Annotated in this window: 20 protein-coding genes; 5 read left to right on the forward strand and 15 right to left on the reverse strand. The window is 70.6% G+C overall.

The window, feature by feature from the left end; translation table 11 throughout:
* Window positions 1-28 precede the first annotated feature (28 nt).
* The 9 genes from RKE38_RS03090 to RKE38_RS03130 all read right to left on the reverse strand — a co-directional run bounded on the left by RKE38_RS03090 (window position 29) and on the right by RKE38_RS03130 (window position 8,474).
* On the reverse strand, window positions 29-949 hold the full coding sequence (locus RKE38_RS03090) for a type II secretion system F family protein (RefSeq protein WP_316007586.1): 921 nt from the start codon (window positions 947-949) through the stop codon (window positions 29-31).
* Window positions 949-2,841: a type II secretion system F family protein gene (locus RKE38_RS03095; RefSeq protein ID WP_316005984.1), complete on the reverse strand. Its 1,893-nt coding sequence runs from the start codon at window positions 2,839-2,841 to the stop codon at window positions 949-951. The genes RKE38_RS03090 and RKE38_RS03095 overlap by 1 nt, the downstream gene beginning before the upstream one ends.
* A gap of 95 nt (window positions 2,842-2,936) precedes the next feature.
* Window positions 2,937-4,316: a CpaF family protein gene (locus RKE38_RS03100; protein WP_316005985.1), complete on the reverse strand. Its 1,380-nt coding sequence runs from the start codon at window positions 4,314-4,316 to the stop codon at window positions 2,937-2,939.
* A complete protein-coding gene (locus tag RKE38_RS03105) occupies window positions 4,316-5,500 on the reverse strand; it encodes a CpaE family protein (RefSeq protein WP_316005986.1) in 1,185 nt (394 codons plus the stop codon). Before RKE38_RS03105 ends, RKE38_RS03100 begins: the two co-directional genes overlap by 1 nt.
* Entirely contained in the window at window positions 5,497-6,312 is an 816-nt protein-coding gene (locus RKE38_RS03110) for a Flp pilus assembly protein CpaB (protein ID WP_316005987.1), read from the reverse strand. Before RKE38_RS03110 ends, RKE38_RS03105 begins: the two co-directional genes overlap by 4 nt.
* A gap of 15 nt (window positions 6,313-6,327) precedes the next feature.
* Entirely contained in the window at window positions 6,328-7,563 is a 1,236-nt protein-coding gene (locus tag RKE38_RS03115) for a pilus assembly protein TadG-related protein (RefSeq protein ID WP_316005988.1), read from the reverse strand.
* Window positions 7,560-7,946 carry a TadE/TadG family type IV pilus assembly protein gene (locus tag RKE38_RS03120; protein WP_316005989.1) on the reverse strand — a complete coding sequence of 129 codons (387 nt, stop codon included), beginning with the start codon at window positions 7,944-7,946 and terminating at the stop codon, window positions 7,560-7,562. The genes RKE38_RS03115 and RKE38_RS03120 overlap by 4 nt, the downstream gene beginning before the upstream one ends.
* A 17-nt stretch (window positions 7,947-7,963) precedes the next feature.
* Window positions 7,964-8,206: a Flp family type IVb pilin gene (locus RKE38_RS03125; RefSeq protein ID WP_316005990.1), complete on the reverse strand. Its 243-nt coding sequence runs from the start codon at window positions 8,204-8,206 to the stop codon at window positions 7,964-7,966.
* Window positions 8,207-8,303: 97 nt separating this feature from the next.
* Window positions 8,304-8,474 carry a Flp family type IVb pilin gene (locus tag RKE38_RS03130; RefSeq protein WP_316005991.1) on the reverse strand — a complete coding sequence of 57 codons (171 nt, stop codon included), beginning with the start codon at window positions 8,472-8,474 and terminating at the stop codon, window positions 8,304-8,306.
* Between the two features lie 245 nt (window positions 8,475-8,719).
* Here RKE38_RS03130 and RKE38_RS03135 point away from each other — a divergent pair, with 245 nt between their 5' ends.
* Together RKE38_RS03135 and RKE38_RS03140 are read left to right on the forward strand one after the other, a co-directional pair.
* A complete protein-coding gene (locus tag RKE38_RS03135) occupies window positions 8,720-10,084 on the forward strand; it encodes a hypothetical protein (RefSeq protein WP_316005992.1) in 1,365 nt (454 codons plus the stop codon).
* Complete coding sequence (locus RKE38_RS03140) at window positions 10,081-11,505, forward strand: hypothetical protein (RefSeq protein ID WP_316005993.1); 1,425 nt, start codon at window positions 10,081-10,083, stop codon at window positions 11,503-11,505. Before RKE38_RS03135 ends, RKE38_RS03140 begins: the two co-directional genes overlap by 4 nt.
* 187 nt (window positions 11,506-11,692) lie before the next feature.
* Here RKE38_RS03140 and RKE38_RS03145 read toward each other — a convergent pair whose 3' ends face one another.
* The 5 genes from RKE38_RS03145 to ahcY form a co-directional block, all read right to left on the reverse strand.
* Window positions 11,693-13,462: an LpqB family beta-propeller domain-containing protein gene (locus RKE38_RS03145; RefSeq protein ID WP_316005994.1), complete on the reverse strand. Its 1,770-nt coding sequence runs from the start codon at window positions 13,460-13,462 to the stop codon at window positions 11,693-11,695.
* Window positions 13,459-15,063 (reverse strand): MtrAB system histidine kinase MtrB, encoded by a 1,605-nt coding sequence (mtrB, locus tag RKE38_RS03150; protein ID WP_410055425.1) that lies wholly within the window; start codon window positions 15,061-15,063, stop codon window positions 13,459-13,461. Before mtrB ends, RKE38_RS03145 begins: the two co-directional genes overlap by 4 nt.
* 182 nt (window positions 15,064-15,245) lie before the next feature.
* Window positions 15,246-15,923, reverse strand: coding sequence for an MtrAB system response regulator MtrA (gene mtrA / locus RKE38_RS03155; RefSeq protein WP_316005995.1), 678 nt, complete (start codon window positions 15,921-15,923; stop codon window positions 15,246-15,248).
* A gap of 48 nt (window positions 15,924-15,971) precedes the next feature.
* Window positions 15,972-17,189 (reverse strand): glycosyltransferase 87 family protein, encoded by a 1,218-nt coding sequence (locus tag RKE38_RS03160; RefSeq protein WP_316007588.1) that lies wholly within the window; start codon window positions 17,187-17,189, stop codon window positions 15,972-15,974.
* Between the two features lie 239 nt (window positions 17,190-17,428).
* Window positions 17,429-18,862: an adenosylhomocysteinase gene (gene ahcY / locus RKE38_RS03165; RefSeq protein ID WP_316005996.1), complete on the reverse strand. Its 1,434-nt coding sequence runs from the start codon at window positions 18,860-18,862 to the stop codon at window positions 17,429-17,431.
* Window positions 18,863-19,137: 275 nt separating this feature from the next.
* Between ahcY and RKE38_RS03170 the strand changes: the two genes are divergently transcribed.
* The 3 genes from RKE38_RS03170 to RKE38_RS03180 all read left to right on the forward strand — a co-directional run bounded on the left by RKE38_RS03170 (window position 19,138) and on the right by RKE38_RS03180 (window position 21,000).
* Complete coding sequence (locus RKE38_RS03170; RefSeq protein WP_316005997.1) at window positions 19,138-19,395, forward strand: hypothetical protein; 258 nt, start codon at window positions 19,138-19,140, stop codon at window positions 19,393-19,395.
* A gap of 108 nt (window positions 19,396-19,503) precedes the next feature.
* Window positions 19,504-20,463: a DUF808 domain-containing protein gene (locus RKE38_RS03175; protein ID WP_316005998.1), complete on the forward strand. Its 960-nt coding sequence runs from the start codon at window positions 19,504-19,506 to the stop codon at window positions 20,461-20,463.
* A 9-nt stretch (window positions 20,464-20,472) separates the two neighbouring features.
* On the forward strand, window positions 20,473-21,000 hold the full coding sequence (locus RKE38_RS03180) for a YbaK/EbsC family protein (RefSeq protein ID WP_316005999.1): 528 nt from the start codon (window positions 20,473-20,475) through the stop codon (window positions 20,998-21,000).
* Between the two features lie 29 nt (window positions 21,001-21,029).
* On the opposite strand, the gene RKE38_RS03185 is transcribed toward RKE38_RS03180, so the two are convergent.
* On the reverse strand, window positions 21,030-22,256 hold the full coding sequence (locus tag RKE38_RS03185) for an SIS domain-containing protein (RefSeq protein WP_316006000.1): 1,227 nt from the start codon (window positions 22,254-22,256) through the stop codon (window positions 21,030-21,032).
* Window positions 22,257-22,295: the final 39 nt, after the last annotated feature.

The following is a 22,295-nucleotide window of genomic DNA, read 5'->3' on the forward strand; positions in this document are numbered from 1 at the left end:
GACCCGCTTCGATTGGGGCGGAGCCCGCTCAGATCTTGCTAAAGGTCTCGATCATGCTGATCGCGCCGGGGCCGATGATGACGATGAACAGGGCCGGAAAGATGCACAGCAGCATCGGGAAGAGAATCTTGACCGGCACCTTCTGCGCCTTCTCCTCGGCGCGCTGGCGACGGACGAGGCGCATCTGGCTCGACTGCTCACGCAGGACGTTCGCAATGGGCAGTCCGAGCCGGTCCGCCTGCACTAGGGCGCTCACGAAGTTTTTGGCCTCAGGGACGGTGGTCCGCATCGCCAGCGAAGAGAATGCCTCCCCGCGCGACTTCCCGATCTGGACCTCGGACAGGACGCGGGCGAACTCGCCGGCAATCGGGCCGTCGACGGACCGCGCTACCTGCAGCAGCGCGGCGTCAAAGCCTTGCCCCGCCTCGACGCAGACCGTCAGCATGTCCAAGGCGTCCGCCAGGCCGCGCTGGAGCTGGTCCTGCCGTTTGATGCCCTGGTTGTACAGCAGCAGGTCCGGAAGGAAGAAGACAAGCGCGGCGCCGATGAGAGCGAACAGCAGACCCTTGACGCCGATGCCACCGAAGAGGAAGCCGAGTGCACCGCCGACCACGATCCCAGCGCCCTTACCCGCCATGATCCGCTCCGCGGTCCAACTGCTCGGGTTGCCAGCCAGGTCGAGCCGTCGCTGCATCTTCTCGGAGGTTCCGTCCGGCGACAGCCGGTAGGCGAAGCCGCGCGCCGCGGTGAGCATCGGGAGCAGCAGGCGCTCGTATGCCGGCAGGTCGGCCTTGCCCACCTCCTTGGCATCGACCGTCCGCTCGATGATCGCCAGCGAGCGGGCGACGCCAGTCACCTCGCTGGCACCTGCGCTGACCGCGAGAACGAGCGTCACGAGCCCAACGACGATCGCGACCAACCCGACGAGGAGAAGCATCGACGTCATCATCACACCTCCACATCCACGACTTTTCGCATCCAAAAGATTCCAACCCCGAGCGAAATGACCCCGGCGGTGAGCATGGCCAGTCCGAGCGGCTTGGTCCACAGCAGCTCCACGTAGGACCGGTTGGTCTGCATCGAGTAGAGGAAGATGCCGATCGGGAGGGCGATGAGGATGTAGGCCGACAGCTTGCCCTCGGCCGAGAGTGCCTTGACGTGCCGCTGGAGGGCCTCGCGCTCCCGCAGGGTGCCCGCGGTTGTCCGTAGCGTCTCGGCCAAGTTCCCACCGACCTCGCGCTGGATCCGGATGGCCATCGTCGTCCACCGCATGTTGGCGCTACCGGTTCGGTCGGCCATCCGCTCGAGCGACTCGCTGATGTCGGCGCCGATCCGGGTCTCGGCCAGAGCGCGTCCGAACTCCTTGGCGGCTGGCTCTGCGGCGTCCTTGGCGACCGCGTCCAGCGCCTGGAGCAGCGAGAAGCCCGTCGACAGGCTGGAGGCGACGAGGGTGAGCACGTCGGGGAGCTGGGACTCGAACTTCTTGCAGCGCCGCTTGGCCAGGAACCGCAAGACGAAAGCCGGCACCACGATGCCCGTACCGACGCCGAGGAGCATCGAAATGATCGTCATGATCGGGCCGCCGCGCAACAAGATCATCACGAGCGCGGTCGAAACGATAACCGCGACGATCCGCAGGACCCACCATTCCCCAGCACGCAGCGGGAGGTCGGCCTTCTCGATCAGGGCCATCGTCTTGCTCGTGGACTCCCGACCCTGCATTACCTTCTCGCCCAGGTTGACGAGGTTGGTAGAGATGTTGGTCGGGGAGCCGACGTTGCCGCTCATGGTGACCGAGGTAGTGGGGTTGACGTACCGCTCGATGGTCTCGACACGCTTGGAGCGGCCGGACCGCAGCTGCGGTGCCATGAAGGCAATCACCAGCACGAGCAGGCCGAAGAAGATAGCAGCGGCCGCCGCGATGATCGTGAAGCCCGACTCGCTCACCGCCGTCAGTCTGGCCGGCGCGGCGCCCTCGTCGAGCGGGACGGGGACAGCCGTGGTCGCAACAGGCGCTGGAGCAGGCGCCCCGAAGTCGACGGTGGACTGGGCCTCGAACGGGCGCCCACCTGCCACGCCCGTGATCGACACCGGGATGACCGAGGAGAGCCCCGCATCCGGTCGCACGGTGAAGCTCACCTGGGAGTCGAGCACCTTGGCCGCAGCCTCGAACGCCGCCTTGACGGCGGCGGTGTTGTTTGCCGCGGCGACACTGCCCCCGCCGGCCTGGGCGAAGCCGGTCAGGACGGAGTTGTCGCTCTCGGCGGTCTTGAAGGCCACTGCCTCAGCGCGAACTCCGTACTTTCGGAGCGCTGCCGTCGCGGAGGTCTTGGTCGCCTTGTGGCTGACCGTGTCGCCGCCATCGCTCAGCAGGATGAGGCTGCGGTCGTCGTAGCTCGAGAGCGCCGAGGCAGCGAGGGCGACCGCGTCGTACAGGGACGTCTCGCCGCGCGACTTGAGCGCATCGACCTCCTTCTGCACCTTGGCGCGGTCCGTCGTCGGGGCGACGTCGACGCCTGCGGTGCCGGCAAACGAGATCAGCCCCACGGCGACGTCGCGGGGTGCGTCGGCGAGGAAGGCTGCGACGGAGGTCCGGACCGTCGCCATGCCGGCCTGTCCCATGGAGCCGCTCGTGTCGACCACGAGCATCGTGGCTCGGCGGGACGCCGAGACGGGACGCGTGCTGACCGGGTACGTCTTGCCGCCCACCGTTGCGCGCAGCGAGCTCGTGTCGATGGTGAGCGCGTCCTGTCCGCCGCGAACACTCAGTACACCAGTGAGGTCGTCGCCCTGGTGGGCGAGCGCGCTCAGGGACGCCGGAGCCGGTGACTCTGCGGCCACGGACACACTGGCGCCCACGAACGCTCCGAGAAGGACGGCTGCCGCGACAGCAGCACCCATCCGTGCCGCACGGCCAATCTGCATACGCATCCTCACTAGACGCCTCGGATGAACATGTCGGGCGGGAACTCGATACCGAGGTCCCGGAGCTCGTCCGCGAACTTGGGCCGCAGGCCGGTGCTGACAAGGGTCCCGCGGAAGCGCCCCTGCTCGTCACGGCCGGCGGAGTAGTTGAAGGTGAAGATGTCCTGCATCGTGATGATGTCGCCCTCCATGCCGGAGACCTCGCTGATGGCGACGATCCGGCGCGAGCCGTCCTTGAGGCGAGCCTGCTGGATGACGAGGTCGACGGCGCCCGCGACCTGCTCGCGGATGGCGCGGACCGGGAGGTCGACGCCGGCCATGAGCACGAGGGTCTCGAGGCGAGACAGGCTGTCGCGCGGGCTGTTGGCGTGGACGGTGGTGATCGAGCCGTCGTGGCCGGTGTTCATCGCCTGCAGCATGTCGAGCGCTGCGCCGTCACGGATCTCACCGACGACGATGCGGTCGGGGCGCATACGCAGCGAGTTCTTGACGAGCTCGCGGATGGGGATCGCGCCCTTGCCCTCGATGTTGGACGGGCGTGACTCCAGGCGCAGGACGTGGTCCTGGCGCAGCTGGAGCTCGGCGGCGTCCTCGATCGTGACGATGCGCTCGTCCTCGGGGATGAAGGAGGAGACGACGTTGAGCAGGGTCGTCTTACCCGAACCGGTACCACCGGAGATGATGATGTTCCGGCGTCCTCGCACGCAAGCATCGAGGAAGTCGCGCCCGCGCTGGGTGAACGTCCCGAAGGCGATCAGGTCGCGGTCCGTGAACGGGTCGGTCGAGAACTTCCGGATCGTGAGCATGGCGCCGTCGAGGGCGATCGGCGGGATGACCGCGTTGACACGGGAACCGTCGGGAAGGCGGGCGTCCACCAGCGGGCTCGCCTCGTCGACGCGACGGCCCACCCGGCCGACGATCTTGTCGATCGTGCGGCGCAGGTGCGCCTCGCTGGCGAACCGCGTCTCGACGGGGTACAGCTTGCCGGCCCGCTCCACGTAGATGGACTCGGCGCCGTTGACCATGATCTCGGAGATCTCGCTGTCCCGAAGGAGCGGCTCCAGGGGCCCGTGGCCGAGGATCTCGTCGGAGACCTCCTGCGCGATACGGGTACGGTCCGACAGCGAGAGCGGGGTCTCCTCCTGGTCGATGACCTCCTGCAGCGTGTGCCGCACGCGGGTCTCGAGCTCGTTCTGGTCCAGGTGCGGGTCGTACAGCTGCGGACCGAGCGAGTCCAGAAGGGCCTGGTGCACGCTCGCCTTGACCGTCGCGAAGGGGTCGACGATGCGGTGGCGCTCGGGCTGCTGCTGCCCGGCCGTCTTGGCCGCGGTGTCAGGCGTGTTCGGCTGGGCCGCGCGGCGGACGCTGTCGAGGCGGTCGGCGAGGCTCATCACTTACCTCCTCGGCTGAGGCTCCAGCGGCGCTGGGGCCCGGCGTCGACCTTGGCTTCCGCGCGGGTCTCGACAGGTCCGGGGTTGCGCAGGAACTTCTCGGTGAGCTCCTTGAACGCGACGCTGACGGCGTGGCGCGGCTCGTCGATGACGAGCGGGATGCCCTTGTTCACGGAGGCCGGCACCGCCGGGCTCGTGGGGACCATAAGGGCGATGTCCTGGCGGATCGCCGTGACGACGTCCTCGGCGCGCAGGCCGACCTTGGCGTCGGAACGGTTGAGCACCACGAGGCGCGAGTCCTTCGGGGTGCCGAGCAGGTCGAGCGTGTCGAGGCTGAGCCGCAAATTCTTCACCGCGGGGATGTCCAGGGTGGCGATGAGCACGAGCAGGTCGCTGTTGTCGAACGCTGCGAGCACGTGCTCGGTGAAGGCGGGGGGCGTGTCGATGATGACGAAGTCGTACACCGTCTTGGCAACCCGAAGCAGCTCGCTGATCGTGCTCCCGGGGATGCGGTCGGCATCGCTGGGGTCCGACGGCGCCGCAGCGGCGTCGAGCCCGCTGCTGTGGTGCGTCACGACCGAGGCAAGACCCTGCTCGTCGATGTGGCCCGCCATGCTGACGAGGTCCATGATCGAGGTCGTGGGCAGCATCTGCAGGCTGATAGCCACGTCGCCGAACGCGAGGTCGAGGTCGACGAGGAGCACCTTCGAGCCGGAGGTGGCCAAGTAGGCGGCGATGTTGGTGGAGAAAGTGGTCTTGCCGACCCCTCCCTTGGCGGAGAAGACGGTGATGACCTTCCCCTCCCGGCTCGCGTCAGACGTCGTGTGGCCGGCGACCTTCTGGGAGATCTCGCGGCTGCGCCGGGCAGCGTCAGCCAGCGAGGTCAGGTCGTCGGCCTGGACGACCTCACGGACACCTGCCCGCAGCGACTGCGCCAGCACCGTCACGTCGACGCGGCGACGGGTGAGGATGACGCCGACCTCCGGCCGCTGCACGCGGACACCCTCGGAGAAATCACACGCCGAGGCGAGATCGACGTCCGGGCCGATGATGACCAGGAACTCACTCGAGTCTGCCTCGAGCGCACGGCCCAGAGCTGCGGGCGAGTCGTGCCGGGTGACCCCACCCAGCGCGACTTGGAATCGCTCGACGGCGCCGGGGTCGGCGTCCCAAAGGAGGGTCACTTGCCCAGACCCGTCAGATCGACGAGGTTGAGGTCGTCCGCACGCTTGACCTGGCCCATCTTCAGGTCCGCGCTGCGCAGACCGGCGTACAGGCTGCCCTTCTGGATGGCGTGGACCAGCTTCGTGGAGTCCGCCGGGGTCACGGCCACGGTCACGAGGAAAGCGGCCTCCCCAGTGGCCGGCGTCGCGGCCTTGGGGTTTTCGCCGTCGGCGACCGTGGCGGTGTTGCTCTGCCCCGGGTTGAGCGCGGAGCCGCCCATGCCGATGACCAGCACGTCGTCCATCAGCAGGCTCGTGCCGCTGATGCCGGCGTCATTGATGGCCTTCGACTTCGCATCGGCCCCGATCGACTTGATGTTGTACGTGTCGAAGATCGCGATGTGGCTGCCGGGCGTCACGAACGAGCCCACTCGCGCGGGGTCGCTCAGCGAGACCGAGATCGCGATCATGCCCTGCGGTACCTCGATGGCCTTGGTGCCGGTCGGCGTGGTGCCGAAACGGGCCGACTGGATGTACTCACCCGGTGCGATGTCGGCGACGGCGAGCAGGTTGCCGTTGACCTCGTTGACATCCGTCAGGACACCCTCTGGGGCGGCCTTCTTGGCCACCTGGGTGCGCACGATGAGCCCGGAGCGCACTGCGTCCTTGAGCGTCGTCGAGGCCGGCACGAGCGCCTTGGAGACGTAGACGGTTGTCGGTTGGTTGGCGGCCACGGCCCGGCTGTCGGCGCCACGGGCATACAGGAGCACTGCCGCGACGCCGACGAGGGCGATCAGGGCGGCGGCGAAGATGGCGATGACTCGACGTCCCATGGGAGTTCCGATTCCTTAACCGAGTTGAGCGACCGAGGTGAGCCCGTAGTTGGGCGCACCCGGCGTGGGGTTGATGAGGCTGGCCATGTCGGAGGCGCTGATGAGGTCCTTGAGGAACCAGCCCTCGATGCATCGATCACCGCCGGTGCACGGCAGGCCACCGCCGACGATGGACGACTGCGGGGTGCTGGAGAAGTACCAGCCGGTGAGGTAGAAGGCTGCATAGCCCGACACGTGGTAGTAGAGGTTGCTTCCGCTCCCGGAGTTGCAGTCCGTGGCGGCTGTGATGGTCGTCGGCGCGGCGGTCATGCAGTCGAACACCGGCAGATAGACGACCGTGCCGAGCAGGCCGGCGAAGCTCGTGGAGGGGCACGGCGTGGAGTTGCCCGGCTGACCGTGGTACCAGGCGCCGTTGGTGGTCGACACGCTGCACACGGTGTTGGTGTCCAGCTGGGAGAACCCGCCGGGGGCGACGTGGCCGTTCCAGGTCGAGCAGGTGCTCGGGCTGCCCTTGGTGTAGATCGTCCGCTGCCAGCTGGTCTGCCAGGGGTTGGTGCCGCCGTAGCCGTAGGAGTTGATCGAGTAGTCCGGGGCCGGCGGGTAGGTGGCGCTGCCGGGTGTGCCGGTGTAGCCGGTGGCCGCCGTCCAGTCGCAGTACGAGACCGTGATGGGCAGGACGTTCAAGTTGGCCGGGTTGACGCCGCCCCAACCGGCGCGCGAGCAGGCGCGCACGGAGTTCGTGGCGGCGTTGCGGTTGGCGATCCGGGCGAAGCGGTTGATCAGCGTGCTTGAGCCGGTGCTCGTCCTGGTCAGCGTCCGGACCTCGACGTACGGCAGGTTCGCGGCCGCCGTCGGGATCGTCGGGCAGTCCGTCAGCCCGGGACTGGCCGGCGCGGTACACAGGGTCAGGCCGGGCGAGGAGGCGCGCGCTGCGGCGCTGCCGCAGATGGATGTGACGGTGGCCATGTTGTCGTTGGCGTTGGAGTTCGCCATCGTGGCCACGGGCCCGCTAGTGATGCTCGGGGGGCACAGCGACGGCTTCTCGGCGCAGGTCTGTGCGGCGGTGAAGGCCGCGGCGTCGGCGCCGTTCTGGAGCTGACGTCGCTCCGACAGCAGGTTGCCCACGTCAACGCTGAGGGCGGCCGCGGCGAAGAGCACCGGCACGAGCAGGATGATGGTGAGGACGGCGGTGGCGCCGCGCTCGGGAGCCGACGCCAGCCGGCGCCGCATTCCGCGGCGCGAGAAGGTCATGAACATGTCATCGTCGCCGTTCCCCTGAGTGCCGGCACAGGGAGGCCGGGCACGAAACGAAGGACCGTGTAGCTGTACGCGGTGGTCGGGGTCACTGTGACCGTGACGGTCGACCCCGAGGTGGAGCAGTACCATGCGGTCGCGGTGGAGGACACCCCGAGCGGGCTGGCCGACTGGACGATCCGGCTCTGGATCTGCGACTGGCTCCAGCCCGAGGCGCTGTTCGCCACGACCTGGCGTACGCCGTCGCGCGCCGCGTTCGTCAGCTGGATCTGCTGGCGGTACATGTTGCCGAAGTCGAGGACTGCGCCGACGAGCATTAGTAGCACTGGCAGGACGAGGGCGAACTCGACCGCGGCAGCACCCCGCTCGCGTCGACGCATGCACCTGAGCACTCTGGTCACAGCGCGCTCGCCGGCACCTGGAAGAGCTGGATGAGGTTCTGGCCGAAGATCGTGACGCTGCCGACGATCACGACGGCGATCAGGCTCGCCATGATCGCGTACTCGACAGCGGTGGCTCCGTGGTCGCCTCGGCGGGTGCCGAGGCGACCACGGAGACCGCGTAGGGGGAGGGGCTGGAGAGAAGTACCGGTACCTCGCACGTCGCGGACGACGTGTGCGGTGCGGATGGACTTGCTCATGGCCTCTCCTCAGTACGTGGCGTCCGACCCGTCGGTGCCATTGGTGGATCTCTGGTGCACAGTGCGACCGGCTGCGCCGGTCACTCCCGGGTGTGGGTCAGACCGAGCTGCCGACGTTGGTGAAGAGGGTGTTGAGGTTGGTACCGAGGGTGGCGACGGCAGCGATGATCACGATGGCGATGAGGGCGACCATGAGGCCGTACTCGACGGCGGTGGCGCCGTCCTCACGGGTGAGGCGGGTCTGCAGCTTGGCGACGAACTTGGTCATGTCTGTGAGTCCTTTCGAGACCGACAAGGGTGGGCAGACGGGTGTCTGCGGGAGAAAGACTCCCAACGCGCCACCTGCCTGCGAATCCCCTGTCAAGCCACTCCGGACTGGACCTTTGCATCGCGGAGATCGGACGAACGGGTGATGGACCGCGCGGTGGGTTGTCCGCCATGACGCGCGCGCGGCATCGTGACCGGGTGACCCGCCGCACCCCAGTACGGAGCCTGCCCGTTTCGGTGTGGACCGTGACCGCGGCGGTGCTCCTTGCCGCCGGCGCGCTCGCGGTCCGGGCAGTCTCCGACCCCAGCCCCTGGCTCCACCTCAAGGTGGGCCAGTTCCTCCTCGACGGAGGGCGGTTCGGCGACCGCGACCCCTGGGCGCCGTTCGCGCTCGGGCACTACGAGCCCACCCAGTGGCTGCCGTCGGTGGCCACGGCCTGGCTCTACGGCTGGTGGGGCCTGCCGGCCGTCGCGTGGACGCGCGCCGCAGGCATCATCACCCTGACTCTGGTACTGCTGCTGGCGCTCCGGGCGTCGTCCCGCCCGTGGCTGGCCCTGCTCGGCACGGGTTTGGCACTGGCCGGCTCGTGGCCCGCCCTCACCGAGCGCCCCCAGCTCGCGGGGTTCGCGCTACTCGCCGTGACCGTAGGCGCCTGGTGGCGCAGCGCGCACGACGGCCGGCCGCGGTGGTGGCTGGTCCCGCTGACATGGCTCGCCGCCTGCGTCCACGGCGTGTGGTCCATCGGGCTCGGCGTCGGACTGGTCGTGGTCGTGGGTCTGGCCATCGCCCGCTCCTTTGACGCCGGGGGGCGCACCCGCCTGGCCCTGTGCCTGCTGGCGAGCCTGGCGGCGACGGCCCTGACGCCGCTCGGGCCGCGGCTCACCGCCTCCCCCTTCGCGGTCGGCGGCAACGCCCGCCAGTTCGTCGGCGAGTGGATGGCCTCTTCTGCGCGAACACCCTCGGTCGCCCTCACCCTCGTGACGCTGGCGGTGGTCTTCGCTCTGTGGGTGCGACGCGGCACGCGACCCGAGCCGTGGCAGCTAATCCTCTGGCTCGTCGCGCTGGCCGTGACCCTGGTCATGCGCCGCACGGTGCCGGTGGGGGCGGTCCTCGCCGCCTTCCTCGTGACCGAGGCACTCGAGCAGACCCTGGTGTCCCGTGGCCGGCTCGGGGCGCGGGGCGTCGGGACCCTCGAGCTGCGGACCCTGGCGGTCGGCGCGCTGGTGGGAGTGCTCGCGGCCGTCCCCTTGGCCGAGGTCCGGTCGCAGCACCCGGTCGGGGTGCCGATCGGGCTCACCGAGGCGCTGCGGAGGCTCCCCTCGGGGACGCGCCTGCTGTCCGACGGAGACATGTCCGGCTGGGTGCTGTTCGTCGCGCCGAACGTCGCGCCCGTCTACGACCTACGAGTCGAGGCGTACACGCCCGCGCGGATCGAAGGTTTCATCGGCGCCCGGGACGCGCAACCGGGGTGGGCCGACTACCTCCGCAGCTCCGGCACCCGCGCCGCGCTGCTGGAGCACGACGCACCACTCGTCTCGGCGCTGGAGTCGCGTTGGCACTGGCGGACCGTCGCGACCGACGACGGCTACGTGCTCATGGCGGCCTCGTGAAGTCCGCACCCCGCACACCCACTTGGCTGACGGTCGCCGCCCCCGGGCTGCTCCTGGTCGTCGCCCTGTCGCGGGGTCTCTCCCGCTTCCTCGAGCCCGACGTCTGGTGGCACCTGCGGGTCGGGGAGCACGTGCTGGACACCCACCAGCTCTACGGGCGGGACCCGTGGGCCCACTTCATGGACCGCCCCTACCTCGCCTCGCAGTGGCTCGCCGAGGCAGTCGCGGCGCAAGCGTACCGGTGGGCCGGCCTCGGTGGCGTCCTTTGGCTGCGTGCGCTCGCGGTGCTCCTACTCACCGTGCTCGTGTACGCCGCTGCTCGTCGCACGGCCGGCCATCTCCCGGCCGCCCTAGCAACTGGGCTGGGTCTGGTCGGCGCAAGCGGCGGCTTCAACCCGCGCCCGCAGCTTGTGAGCCTCGTCATCCTCGCCCTGGTCGTCCACGCGTGGATGGGCACAGCGGTGGACCTCCGACCGAGGTGGTGGCTGGTCCCCCTGTACTGGCTGTGGGCCTGCCTGCACGGCCTCTGGATGTTCGGCATCCTCCTCGGCGTCGTCACGACCCTCGCGCTGGCGCATGCCGTCGTGCGCAGCGGATCATGGCGTGGCCCACTGCTGCGACTGGGTATATTGCACGCCGCCTCGGTGGTCGTTCTGGCCCTGACCCCCCTGGGGCCGCGGCTGCTGCTCAGCCCCTTCACCGTCGCGGGCAACGCTCACGATGTCGCCGACGAGTGGCAGGCCACGCCGGTGACCAACCCCTTGGCGGTCGCCGCCCTTGGGCTGATCGTACTGACCGCCGTCTGCTGGCTGCTGCGTCCCGCGCGACGCGCGTGGTGGCAGTACGCGTGGCTGGCCCTTGCCACCGTCCTCGTGCTCGTGATGTGGCGGCTCGTGCCGCTCGGCGTCATCATCGTCGCCCCCCTCGCCGCCGGCGCGTTGCAGCCTCTGCTCACCGCAGGCCGCGAGCCGGTTACGCGGCGGGAGCGGACCGGGCTGGCCGCGGCAACCGCGGTCGCGCTCGTCGTCGCCGCCGTCGTTTGCGCCGGTCCGCAGGGTTCCCGCGCTTTCGCCTACCCGGGCTCGATGACAGCCATCGACGCCGATCTGTCCCGCGCTCCGTCGGGCAGTGTCGTTATGGTCGACTTCGGCGTGAGCGGTTGGCTCCTGTGGGCCCACCCGGACCTCACACCCACGGCCGACCTGCGTATGGAGTCTTACTCCCGGCCCTACCTGCACCGCTACATCGACGCGCTGGCAGCTAAGCCCGGCTGGCAGCGCTACTTGAGTGAGGTGGGTGCGCACTACGCGTTGCTCGAACGTGAGTCTGCTCTGAGCGATGCGCTACTTCACGAAGGTGGGTGGCGGGCCGAGGCCTCGAGCGGGCGGTTCGTCCTCTTGGCGTCCCCCATCGCGCGCTGACCATGGCCTGACGTGTCTCTACGGCACGAGGCGCTGCCCAACAAGTGAGATCTCGCGCCCGTCACCGTCTGATGGGCCAAACCGGTGTTCGGCATCCCAGGACGAGCAAAGTCCACCATTGGCGCAAGGGGGTAGGTAGGGACATACCGGAACCATGCCGTGCACTTCAGTCGACGCGGCGCTTTCCTCACCGAGCCGCGACCAGGAAGCCCGTGCCCTTGCCCACGCTCTGCCAGTTGTTGCCGGCCCGGATGTAGACGTCGCCGCCGTCGGTCGTGACGACCAGCTGCCGCTCGCCGCTCACGGTGGTGATGGCGACGGCCCCGGCGAGTCCCGGACCCGCCGTGATCGGGCCGCCCAGCGGGACGAACCACGGTCGGATGACCTGGTTCGCGGACTTGCGTCCCAGAACCGCGAGGGTGGAGTCGTCGACCCAGACCGCGTCGCGCATCAACGTGAGCGACGGTGCGAGCGTCAGCGGTGTCGAGAGGGCCGTGGGCGTGCCGTCGGGCTGGCGCCGGACGCCCGCGACGTCGAGCCGCGGGTCCTGCCCGGAGGCATTCGTGCTGATGACCGCCACGCGCTGGCCGTCGTCGGAGACCCGCAGGCTGACGACCAGGCGGTTGCCCAGCCACGGGGTCGACACGGCCGTCGGGGGGCCGGGCGAGCGGTCGGCGGTCTGGGCCGAGGTGTTGAGCACCCAGATACGACCTTCGCCCGGCGCGTGCCCGCCCACCCACAGGACGTCGCGGACGTCATACGTCGGGGTGGTGAGGTGGTCGCCGTCGACCTCGGAGACCGTGAGCTGGGTCGTGCCTCGCCAGCGCGTCAGCTGCCGGCGGTCCCCGCTGACGGCAGCGACCTCCTGCCCGGTCCGGGACAGCGCCAGGTACGCCCATCCCTCGGGCACCTCCGGGAGGGCGGCGCCGGACGGCCGCGGGGCGTTGCGCGCCGGGTCACCGACCTGCTCGGGGTCCACGCGCACCAGGGACGTCCCCGTGCGCAGGATCGGCTTGACGGCCGGTGGGCTCTCGGTGAGGAAACCCAAGGCGCTCAACGAGTCCAGGCTCGTCGGCGCCCCCGGCACCTGGAGCGTCGTCCCGTCCACCTGGAGCACGACCTTGTCGACCCCCGGCGCCTGCGTCACCGTGGCGAGCACCTGAGCGGCCAGGGCCTGTCGTTGGGCTGGGTCGGCCACCGGGTTGGTGGCGGCGAGGTCGACGGTCGCGGTGCCGCTGTCGATGGGGACGGCGTCCACGGCCAGGCGCGCGCCGGCCGGAAGCTCGGTGCGCACCGCACCTGCGAGGTATGCCGGGACGCCGCCGAGGAGGGCACGCGCCAGACGCGTCGCCAGGCCGCTGGCGAGCCGGAAGTACCGGGTGTCGGGGACGAGCTGGCGTGCGGTCGCGGACTCGAAGTACACCCTGAACGGGTCGTACAGGCGGTCGGTGTCGGACTCGCTCAGCCACGTGCCGAAGCTGTCGGGCACGCGGTCGATCCGCCACTGCCCACCGACCTGGCGCAGGCCGAAGTCGGCCTGCACGACCGAACCGGGCGGGCGCTCGGCATACCGGCCCGAGGAGTCGATCGCGCCCGTCACCTTGGCCGTCGCACGCACGACACCGGGCCGCACCTGCGCGATCGTCAGTGACGACTCGTCGGTGAAGACCATCACCGACCCGTCCGGCCGCCACGTGGACTCCGGCGACGGGGCGAGGTAGGAGCGGGCGACCTGGTAGTCGTCGTCGGTTGCCGCGCCCGCGCGGATGAAGCCCGTCACCACGTCCACGGGGGTCGAGCCGTCGCTGGGCCCGGCGGGCAGGACCCGCACCTCGTTGGCCTGCACGTCGCCGACCTCGAGTCCCGGGCGGACCGGGGAGCTGGTCGCCAGGCCCCCGCACGCGGACAGGGCCAGCGCCGCGACGCAGGCCAGCGCCGCCAGCCGTCCCGTCCTCACTCGGGACTCCGGGCCAGCGGCGGACCGGTGCGCACCGGTGCGGGGAGGACTCCGGCCCGTCCGGCGCCGAGCGGCGAGCCACCGGGAGTGCGGGAGCGCCCGTCGTCCGGCTTCAGCGGCAGCGGGGACTCGTTGATCGGGACGTGCTGCCGGCGCGGCAGCGTGAGGCGGAAGCAGGAGCCGTTGCCCGGCTCGCCCCACGCCTGCAGCCAGCCCTCGTGCAGCCGGGCGTCCTCCAGGGAGATGGCGAGGCCGAGTCCGGTGCCCCCGGTGGTCCGGGCGCGCGCCGGGTCGGCGCGCCAGAAGCGGTTGAAGACCAGGGCGGCCTCCCCCGGGCGCAGACCGACACCGTGGTCGCGGACAGTGACCGCGACGGCGGTGGCGTTGCTCGCGATCGCGACGTCGACGGGCTTGCCCTCACCGTGCTCGACGGCGTTGACGAGCAGGTTGCGCAGGATCCGCTCGACGCGGCGGGCGTCCACCTCCGCCGACATGCGCCCTTCCCCCGCGGTCACGGTGATGACGGTGCCCCAGCGCTCCGCGAGGGCGCGTGCCGAGTCGACGGCCCGCGCCACGACGTCCCGCAGGTCGACGTCGTCGGCCTCGAGGGCCGCGGCGCCGGCGTCGAACCTGCTGATCTCGAGCAGGTCGGCGAGCAGCTCCTCGAAGCGGTCGAGCTCGGCGTGCAGCAGCTCGGCAGAGCGTCCGACCGCCGGCTCGAACTCCCGACGCGAGTCGTGGATGAGGTCGGCGGCCATCCGGATCGTGGTCAGCGGGGTGCGCAGCTCGTGGGAGACGTCGGACACGAACCGCTGCTGGACCCGCGACAGGCCCTCGAGCTGGCGGATCTGCGCCTGCAGGCTGTCGGCCATCTCGTTGAAGGACTTGGCCAGCAGCGCCAGGTCGTCCTCGCCACGAGCGCGCATGCGCTCGTTGAGCCGTCCGGACGACAGCCGCTCCGCCACCACCGCAGCCCGTCGTACCGGCAGGACCACCTGGCGGGTGACCACCCAGGCGATCGCGCCGACGAGCAGCACCAGCGCCACCCCGCCGATGGCGAAGGTCCGGGTGATCAGGCCCAGCGTCGCCTCCTCCCGCTGCATGGGATAGATCGCGTACAGGTCGTACGCGCCGGCCACCGGCACCTCGACCTGGGACCCCACGACCACAGCCGGAACCCGTTGCCTCGTCGCAGGATCGGTGATGCCGATGAGCCGCACCTGCTGGCGCCGGGGGTCGGCGCGAACGGCGGCGCGCACGTCGTCGGGCAGCTCCGCGAGCCCGACGGCCCCGGACTCGACCGTCTGCACGTAGGTGGGACGCGAGTTCCCGAGGGTGCGCGTGAAGACGAGGTAGCGCTCGCTGTCGCCGGACTGGGCCGCCGTCTTCTGGATGAGGTCCTGGGCGAACAGGTTGAGCTGGCCCGCACTGCCGGTGCGGTCGGTGCTGTCGAACTGGCGCTGGATGTCACTGCTCAAGCGAGCTGCCTCGACCTGCGCCGTGTCGATCCGGTCCTGCTCCAGGCCGTCGGAGATCGAGGAGTAGAGCCACGACCCGAGCAGCATCACGACGACGAGCCCGAGCAGCATGGTGCTCGTCACGACGCGGAACTGCAGCGACCGACGCCACGCGTGGACGAGTCGGCGCAGCCAACCCCGGACGGCGGGACGGGCCCGGTCGAGCAGCCCTCGCCCGCGGGCGAGGAACGTCGCACCGGCACCCCGGGACCCCGCCGGTCCCTCCGGCGACCTCACGGGCGATGGGCCGGGTGAGAGCGACACGACTAGCCGGGCCCCGCCTTGTACCCGACGCCGCGGACCGTCACGACGATCTCGGGGTGCTCGGGGTCCTTCTCGATCTTGGAGCGCAGGCGCTGCACGTGCACGTTCACCAGCCGGGTGTCACCGGCGTGGCGGTAGCCCCAGACCTGCTCGAGCAGCACCTCGCGGGTGAACACCTGCCAGGGCTTGCGGGCGAGGGCGACGAGCAGGTCGAACTCGAGCGGGGTGAGCGAGAGGGGCTGGCCGTCGCGTCGCACCGAGTGGCCCGCGACGTCGATGCTGAGGTCGCCGATCTCCAGGCGCTCGGGCTCGGGCTCCTCGCCGCGGCGCAGCCGGGCGCGGATGCGGGCGATGAGCTCCTGCGGCTTGAACGGCTTGACCACGTAGTCGTCGGCGCCGGACTCGAGCCCCACGACGACGTCGACGGTGTCGGTGCGAGCGGTGAGCATGACGATGGGCACCCCCGACTCGGCTCGGATCCGCCGGCACACCTCCATGCCGTCGAGCCCCGGGAGCATCACGTCGAGGAGGACCAGGTCCGGCTTGGAGTCACGGAACGCGGCGACCGCGCCGGCCCCGTCGGCCACGTGCGTGACCTCGAGGCCTTCGTTGCGCAGGACGATCCCCAGCATCTCGGCGAGCGCCAGGTCGTCGTCGACGATGAGCACGCGACCGTTCACGCGTCAGCCCTTTCCCCAACAGTTGGTCAAGAGATTCCCCCAGAATTCTCACACACGGGTGCTGGGCACGTGGTCACCCTCGCTGACCTCGCGCCTCGTGTCCACCGACCGGGCGAGCAGGACCCACCCCAGGATCCCCACCGCCCAGATCGCCCACGCCGCGGACAGGAGCACCTCGGGGATGCTGTAGCCGAGGGCGTCGTTGGCGCGTCCTGCGAGCGCCCACATCGGCGGCAGGAAGAACACGACTGCGGTGACACCGGCGACCAGCCAGGCGCGCGCGGCAAGCAGGACGACGAGGACGGGCACGACCCAGACGTAGTGGTGGGTCCAGGTGACCGGTGCGACGAGAAGGCCGCCGAGGGCCACCGCGACCAGCGCCGCGAGGTCGTTGCCGACGCGGTGGGCACGGCGTGCCGCGAGCAGGGCGAGCGCGAGGGCTGACCCGGAGAGCATCACCGTCACCAGGGCGACAGCCAGCGGCGACAGGCCGCTGGCCTGCGTCGCGCGGTCCACCACGGCCCCGATCGCCTGGTTGTCCCAGCGCCGCACCTCGGGGCCGAACCTGCCGAGGGAACCGAAGGCCGAGAACCAGAAGGAGTACGAGTCGCGAGGCAGGACGAGCCACGCCAGCCCGACGGTGGAGGCGAACGCCGCCGTAGCGGTGGCCGCCGCACGGTACTCGCGTCGCAGGAGGAACCACACCACCACGACGGCGGGCGTCAGCTTGATGCCCGCGGCAACTCCCACCAGCACGCCGCGCCACCTGCCGCGGACCCGCAGCGCGTCGAGCACCACGAGCGCGAGCAACAGCAGGTTGACCTGACCGAACAGCAACGTCCGCTGGACCGGCTCCAGGGCAAGGCCAGCCGCGGTCAACAGCACCGCTACGGGTGTCCCCAGGCGAGCCCGCGAACAGCAGATCCAGACCACCAGCACGTAGCAGGCCAGCGACAGCGCGGTGAGGACCGCCAGGGCGGCCGGGCCCACCAGCGCCAAGGGGACGAAGAGGAGCGCTGCGAAGGGTGGGTACGTGAACAGCAGGTGCCCGCCCTGACCGTCGGCCACTGCCAGGGAGTAGAGGGCGTCACCGTGCAGCACCGCCTGGCCCCCGGCCAGGTAGACCGAGAGGTCCACCGGTCGCGCCTGGGAGACGGTCGTCCAGCGCTGCAGCAGCGCGATGAGCACCTCGACGGCGGCCACGACCCAGACGACCCGCGGCACGACGGGACGGAGAGAGGCAGCGCGGATCGCCGTCCGGCTCATCTGGCTCACGGTTGGGGCGCCTTCCTGGAGCGTGCCTGGATGCTCAAGCCAGTCAACATGAAAGAAGGCAGGGCGTGCCTGTCCGCACACAGCTGGCGCACGGAGGTGCTACTGCATGCAAACCGTTCGGACGATGCCGCCCGGACAGCGGTATGCCGCCCGCTCTGGGTCCCACGCTTTGCGTGGGCGGTGAGCGGGCGGCATACCGAGTGGTGCTGGGGTGCCGTGGAGGCGGTGCCTCAGTAGCGGTAGTGCTCCGGCTTGTACGGGCCGGCGACGTCGACGCCGATGTACTCGGCCTGCTCCTTGGTGAGCTCGGTGAGCTTGGCGCCGAGGGCGTCGAGGTGCAGGCGGGCGACCTTCTCGTCCAGGTGCTTCGGGAGCACGTAGACCTGCTTGTCGTACTCGTCGTTCTTCGTGAACAGCTCGATCTGGGCGATCGTCTGGTTCGCGAAGGAGTTCGACATGACGAAGCTCGGGTGGCCGGTGGCGTTGCCGAGGTTCATCAGGCGTCCCTCGGACAGGACGATGATGGAGCTGCCGTTGCTGAAGGTCCACTCGTGGACCTGCGGCTTGATCTGCGTCTTGGTCACACCCGGGATGCGCGCCAGACCGGCCATGTCGATCTCGTTGTCGAAGTGGCCGATGTTGGACACGATCGCCTTGTTCTTCATCTGCTGCATGTGCTCGGCAGTGATGATGTTGAAGTTGCCGGTCGTGGTGACGTAGATGTCGGCGATGTCGAGGACGTCCTCGAGGCGGGCGACCTGGTAGCCCTCCATCGCGGCCTGCAGCGCGCAGATCGGGTCGATCTCGGTCACGATGACGCGCGCGCCCTGGCCGGCCAGCGCCGACGCGACACCCTTGCCCACGTCGCCGAAGCCGGCGACGACCGCGACCTTGCCGCCGATGAGGACGTCGGTCGCACGGTTGAGGCCGTCGATGACGCTGTGACGGCAGCCGTACTTGTTGTCGAACTTGGACTTGGTGACCGAGTCGTTGACGTTGATCGCCGGGAAGAGCAGGTCACCGGTCTGGGCGAGCTCGTACAGGCGGTGCACGCCGGTCGTGGTCTCCTCGGTGACGCCCTTGATGCCGGCGGCGACCGTCGTCCACTTCTGGGGGTCCTCGGCGATGGTGCGGCGGACGAGCGCCTTGAAGACGCCGAACTCCTCGGAGTCCTGCTCGTCCGTGGCCGGGACCTGGCCGGCCTTCTCCCAGTCGCGGCCCTTGTGGACCAGCATGGTGGCGTCGCCGCCGTCGTCGAGGATCATGTTCGGGCCCTCGCCACCGGGCCAGGTGAGGATCTCGTTGGTGCAGTCCCAGTACTCCTCGAGCGTCTCGCCCTTCCAGGCGAAGACCGGGACGCCCTGCGGGTCCTCGGGCGTGCCCTTGCCCACGACGACGGCCGCGGCGGCCTCGTCCTGGGTGGAGTAGATGTTGCAGGAGGCCCAGCGGACCTCGGCACCGAGCGCGGTGAGCGTCTCGATGAGGACGGCGGTCTGCACGGTCATGTGCAGCGAGCCGGCGATCTTGGCGCCCTTGAGGGGCTGGCTCTCGCCGAACTCCTCGCGCAGGGACATCAGGCCGGGCATCTCGTGCTCGGCGAGTCGGATCTGGTGACGGCCGGCCTCGGCGAGGCCCAGGTCGGCAACCTTGTAGTCAAAGGACATGACGAATCTCCTGTAGTTGACTTCACGATGTTCGACCCGGCGCAGCCCATCTGGGCGTTCACGAGAGCGGGGTATCACCCGCGCCGGCGACCTCCCACTCTACCGGAGCACGCCTCCGGGGCCCCAACCGAACAGCCCCGGGGCGGCACTCGGCGGGCGCCGACCACCAGTGCGTCCTACGGTGAACCTGGCCGGTGCCGAGCGGCGCACGGTGTCGTGACCCGGCAGCCGGGGGCGTTCCGGCCGACCGTCCGCCAACCAGCACAGGAGCAGCAATGAGCGAGCCGAGCAGCGGCGTCCCGAGTGAGATCGCCGACGCCGAGGTCGAGCAGCCCCAGGAGCAGGGGAACCAGCCGGAGCGCGTGGAGCTGGACGTCGACGAGGAGAAGCTCGAGGCCTGGGACAAGGTCAAGGGCGACTACCAGGTGAACCCCGGCGGCGAGCCCGTGCCCAACAGCCAGGAGGACCGGGTCGCCCCCGGCGACGAGGATGACGACGACGACGAGAACGTCGGGGCGCCCGGGCCGTCCTGACGTCGGTCGGCGAAGCGTGACCGCCGGGGCCACCAACTAGGCTGATCGCGTGACCCCTGCACTCATCCTGGTCCGCACCCGGGACGAGTCCACCACGGTGGCCTGCTGATGGCCGGTGGACTGTTCGCCCTGCTCGACGACGTGGCCGTCCTGGCCAAGGCAGCGGCCGCCTCGATCGACGACGTCGGCGCCGCCGCCGGGCGCGCCAGCGTCAAGGCGACCGGCGTGATCGTCGACGACACCGCCGTCACGCCCCGCTACGTCGAGGGCATCGAACCGGCGCGCGAGCTGCCGATCATCCGCAAAATCGCGGTCGGCTCCCTGCGGAACAAGATCCTGCTCATCCTCCCCGCGGCCCTGCTGCTGAGCCAGTTCCTGCCAGTCGCCCTCACGCCGCTGCTCATGCTGGGTGGCACCTACCTCTGCTTCGAGGGCGCCGAGAAGATCTGGGAGCGCGTCAGCGGGCACGGCGGCGAGGAGGCGTCGGGCGACGAGGGCACCAAGCCGGACGAGGACGAGATCACGCGGAGCGCCATCCGCACCGACTTCATCCTCAGCGCGGAGATCATGGTGATCTCGCTGAACGAGGTGGCGAACGAGCCCCTCCTCAGCCGCGCGGTCATCCTCGTCATCGTCGCGCTGCTGATCACGCTCCTCGTCTACGGCGTGGTCGCCCTCATCGTGAAGATGGACGACGTCGGCCTGCACCTCTCGGAGACAGGGTCTGGTGCGACCCGGTCGCTGGGGCGGGGACTCGTCCATGGCATGCCGCGCCTGCTGTCGACCCTGTCCGTGGTGGGAGTCGCCGCGATGATCTGGGTGGGTGGACACATACTCCTGGTCGGACTCGACGACCTTGGGCTCCATGCTCCGTACTCCTGGGTGCACCACGCCGAGGAAGCCGTCCACGACGCCGCCGGTCCCCTCGGCGGCGTGCTGGGCTGGGTGACCAACACCGTGGGCTCGGCCATCCTGGGCCTGGTCGTGGGCGCCCTGGTCGTGGCAGTCGTCTCCGCCATTCACCGAGCGCGCCACGGCGGCGACGTCGAGCCGGAGACGCCTCGGTAGCCTGCGCGCATGGCCACCCCCGAAGGCACGCTCTCCTGGGCGCCCGCCACCGAGCACCCGCACCTCCTCGCCGCGCCCGTCGCCGTCGCGCTCGGTCACGCCCCCTCCGCCCGGGTCGCGCCGATCGACCCGACGCTGGCGGACACGGCCGCCTTCTGCGAGGCCTACGAGAGCGACCCCGCGCACTCGGCGAACTGTGTCGTCGTGGCCGGCAAGCGTGGCGGCGAGGTCCGGCGGGCCGCTGTCCTCGTGCTTGCGACCGACCGGGCCGACATCAACGGCGTCGTCCGGCGCCACCTCGACGTGCGCAAGATCAGCTTCGCGCCGATGGACGAGGCGGTCGCCCTGACCGAGATGGAGTACGGCGGCATCACCCCGGTCGGCCTACCGGGCGACTGGCCGGTCCTGGTCGACGAGGGCGTCCTGGCCGCCGGGACGGTCGTCATCGGCAGCGGCATCCGCGGGAGCAAGCTCCTCGTGGCTACCAATGAGCTCGCCGCGCTGCCAACGGCCGAGGTCCTGCAGCTGTCCCTCTGACGGGCCCGGGGGCGGACTCCAGTGAGGCGTCAGCCCCGTCCCGTACGCCCGGTGCGGTCGGCGAGGTCGGCGACGTGGGGGGAGACACCGGGGTCGAGGCCCAGCCCCAGCGCGAGGTAGGTGGCCGCGAAGTCGGTCGTGGCCATCAGCCCGGCCAGCCTCGTCACCGGCTCCCCCGGTTGCGCTACGACCTCGGACACGCGTGCCCCGGCCTCCCGGGCCGCGTCGGCCACCGTGTCGGCCAGCCGCAACGCCTCGTCCGACTCCCGCGTCGGCGGCTCCACCGGCGCGTCACGCAGCATGAGGAGCGACAGCCGGGGTGAGGCGGGCGCGTCGAGGTACGGGTCGGCGAAGATGTCCACCTCACCCGCCCCCCGACCTGGGCCGGACCACCCGGACCCGCCAGATCCGCCCGCGTCCCCGGAGCCGCCGGCTCCGGCCACCCCTGAGAAGGCCGTCGTGAACGGCCCGTCGAGGCAGGCGACCACCTGCGCCGCGTCGTCGGGCAGCTCGCCCGTCGTCGCGGGCACCCGGGCCGTGCGGGCCAGCATCGAGGCGGCGCGCAGGGCCGCGACACCGGTCAGCGGCCCGTCGCCCAGGATGACCGGCACGCCGTCGGCGAGGTCGGTGGCGAGCACCTTGGCCGGGTTGACGAACGACTCCGACGACGGCCGGCAGGCCTCCGCCACCTCGTCGAGCCGGTCCGCCGTGTCGTAGAGCACCCGCTCGTCCACGTGCACCAGCCCCAGCCGGCCGGCCCCCAGCAGCACGGGCGCCAGCAGCGACCACAGGGCCGTGCGCGACGACGCCCGCTCCCGGCCGATGTCGATGTGCACCCCGCGCGCCCGCGCGCAGACGTCCGCCAGCGGCGACTCGGCGGCCCCGACCGTCAGCAGTGCCGCGCCGCGCCGGGCCGCCTCCGCCGCAAGCGCGAGCGGTCCCGCCGCCCGCCCGGACAACGACACGGCGATGACGAGGTCGAGCGGGCCGACCCACCCGGGCAGGGGCACGTTGCGCCGGGTCGACACCGGCACGGGCGACCCCGGCTCGGCCAGCAGGTCGAGCACGTCGCACACCACCGCCGAACCACCCAGCGACGCGACCAGGACCGATCGAGGGCGCTCTCCCCCGGCGACCCGGTCGATGCCGCCCTCCGTGGCGAGCGCCACCGCCTCGCGCACCTGGGCACCGGCCGTGGCCAGCCCGCGCAGGGTCTGGCGCGAGTCGAGGGCGGCGACCGCCTCCTCGCTGTCCATGCGAGCCTCGTCGAGGAACGGTGCCATGGCGGCCCTCGG

It is taken from the genome of Phycicoccus sp. M110.8 (assembly GCF_032464895.1).
GTDB lineage: Bacteria > Actinomycetota > Actinomycetes > Actinomycetales > Dermatophilaceae > Pedococcus.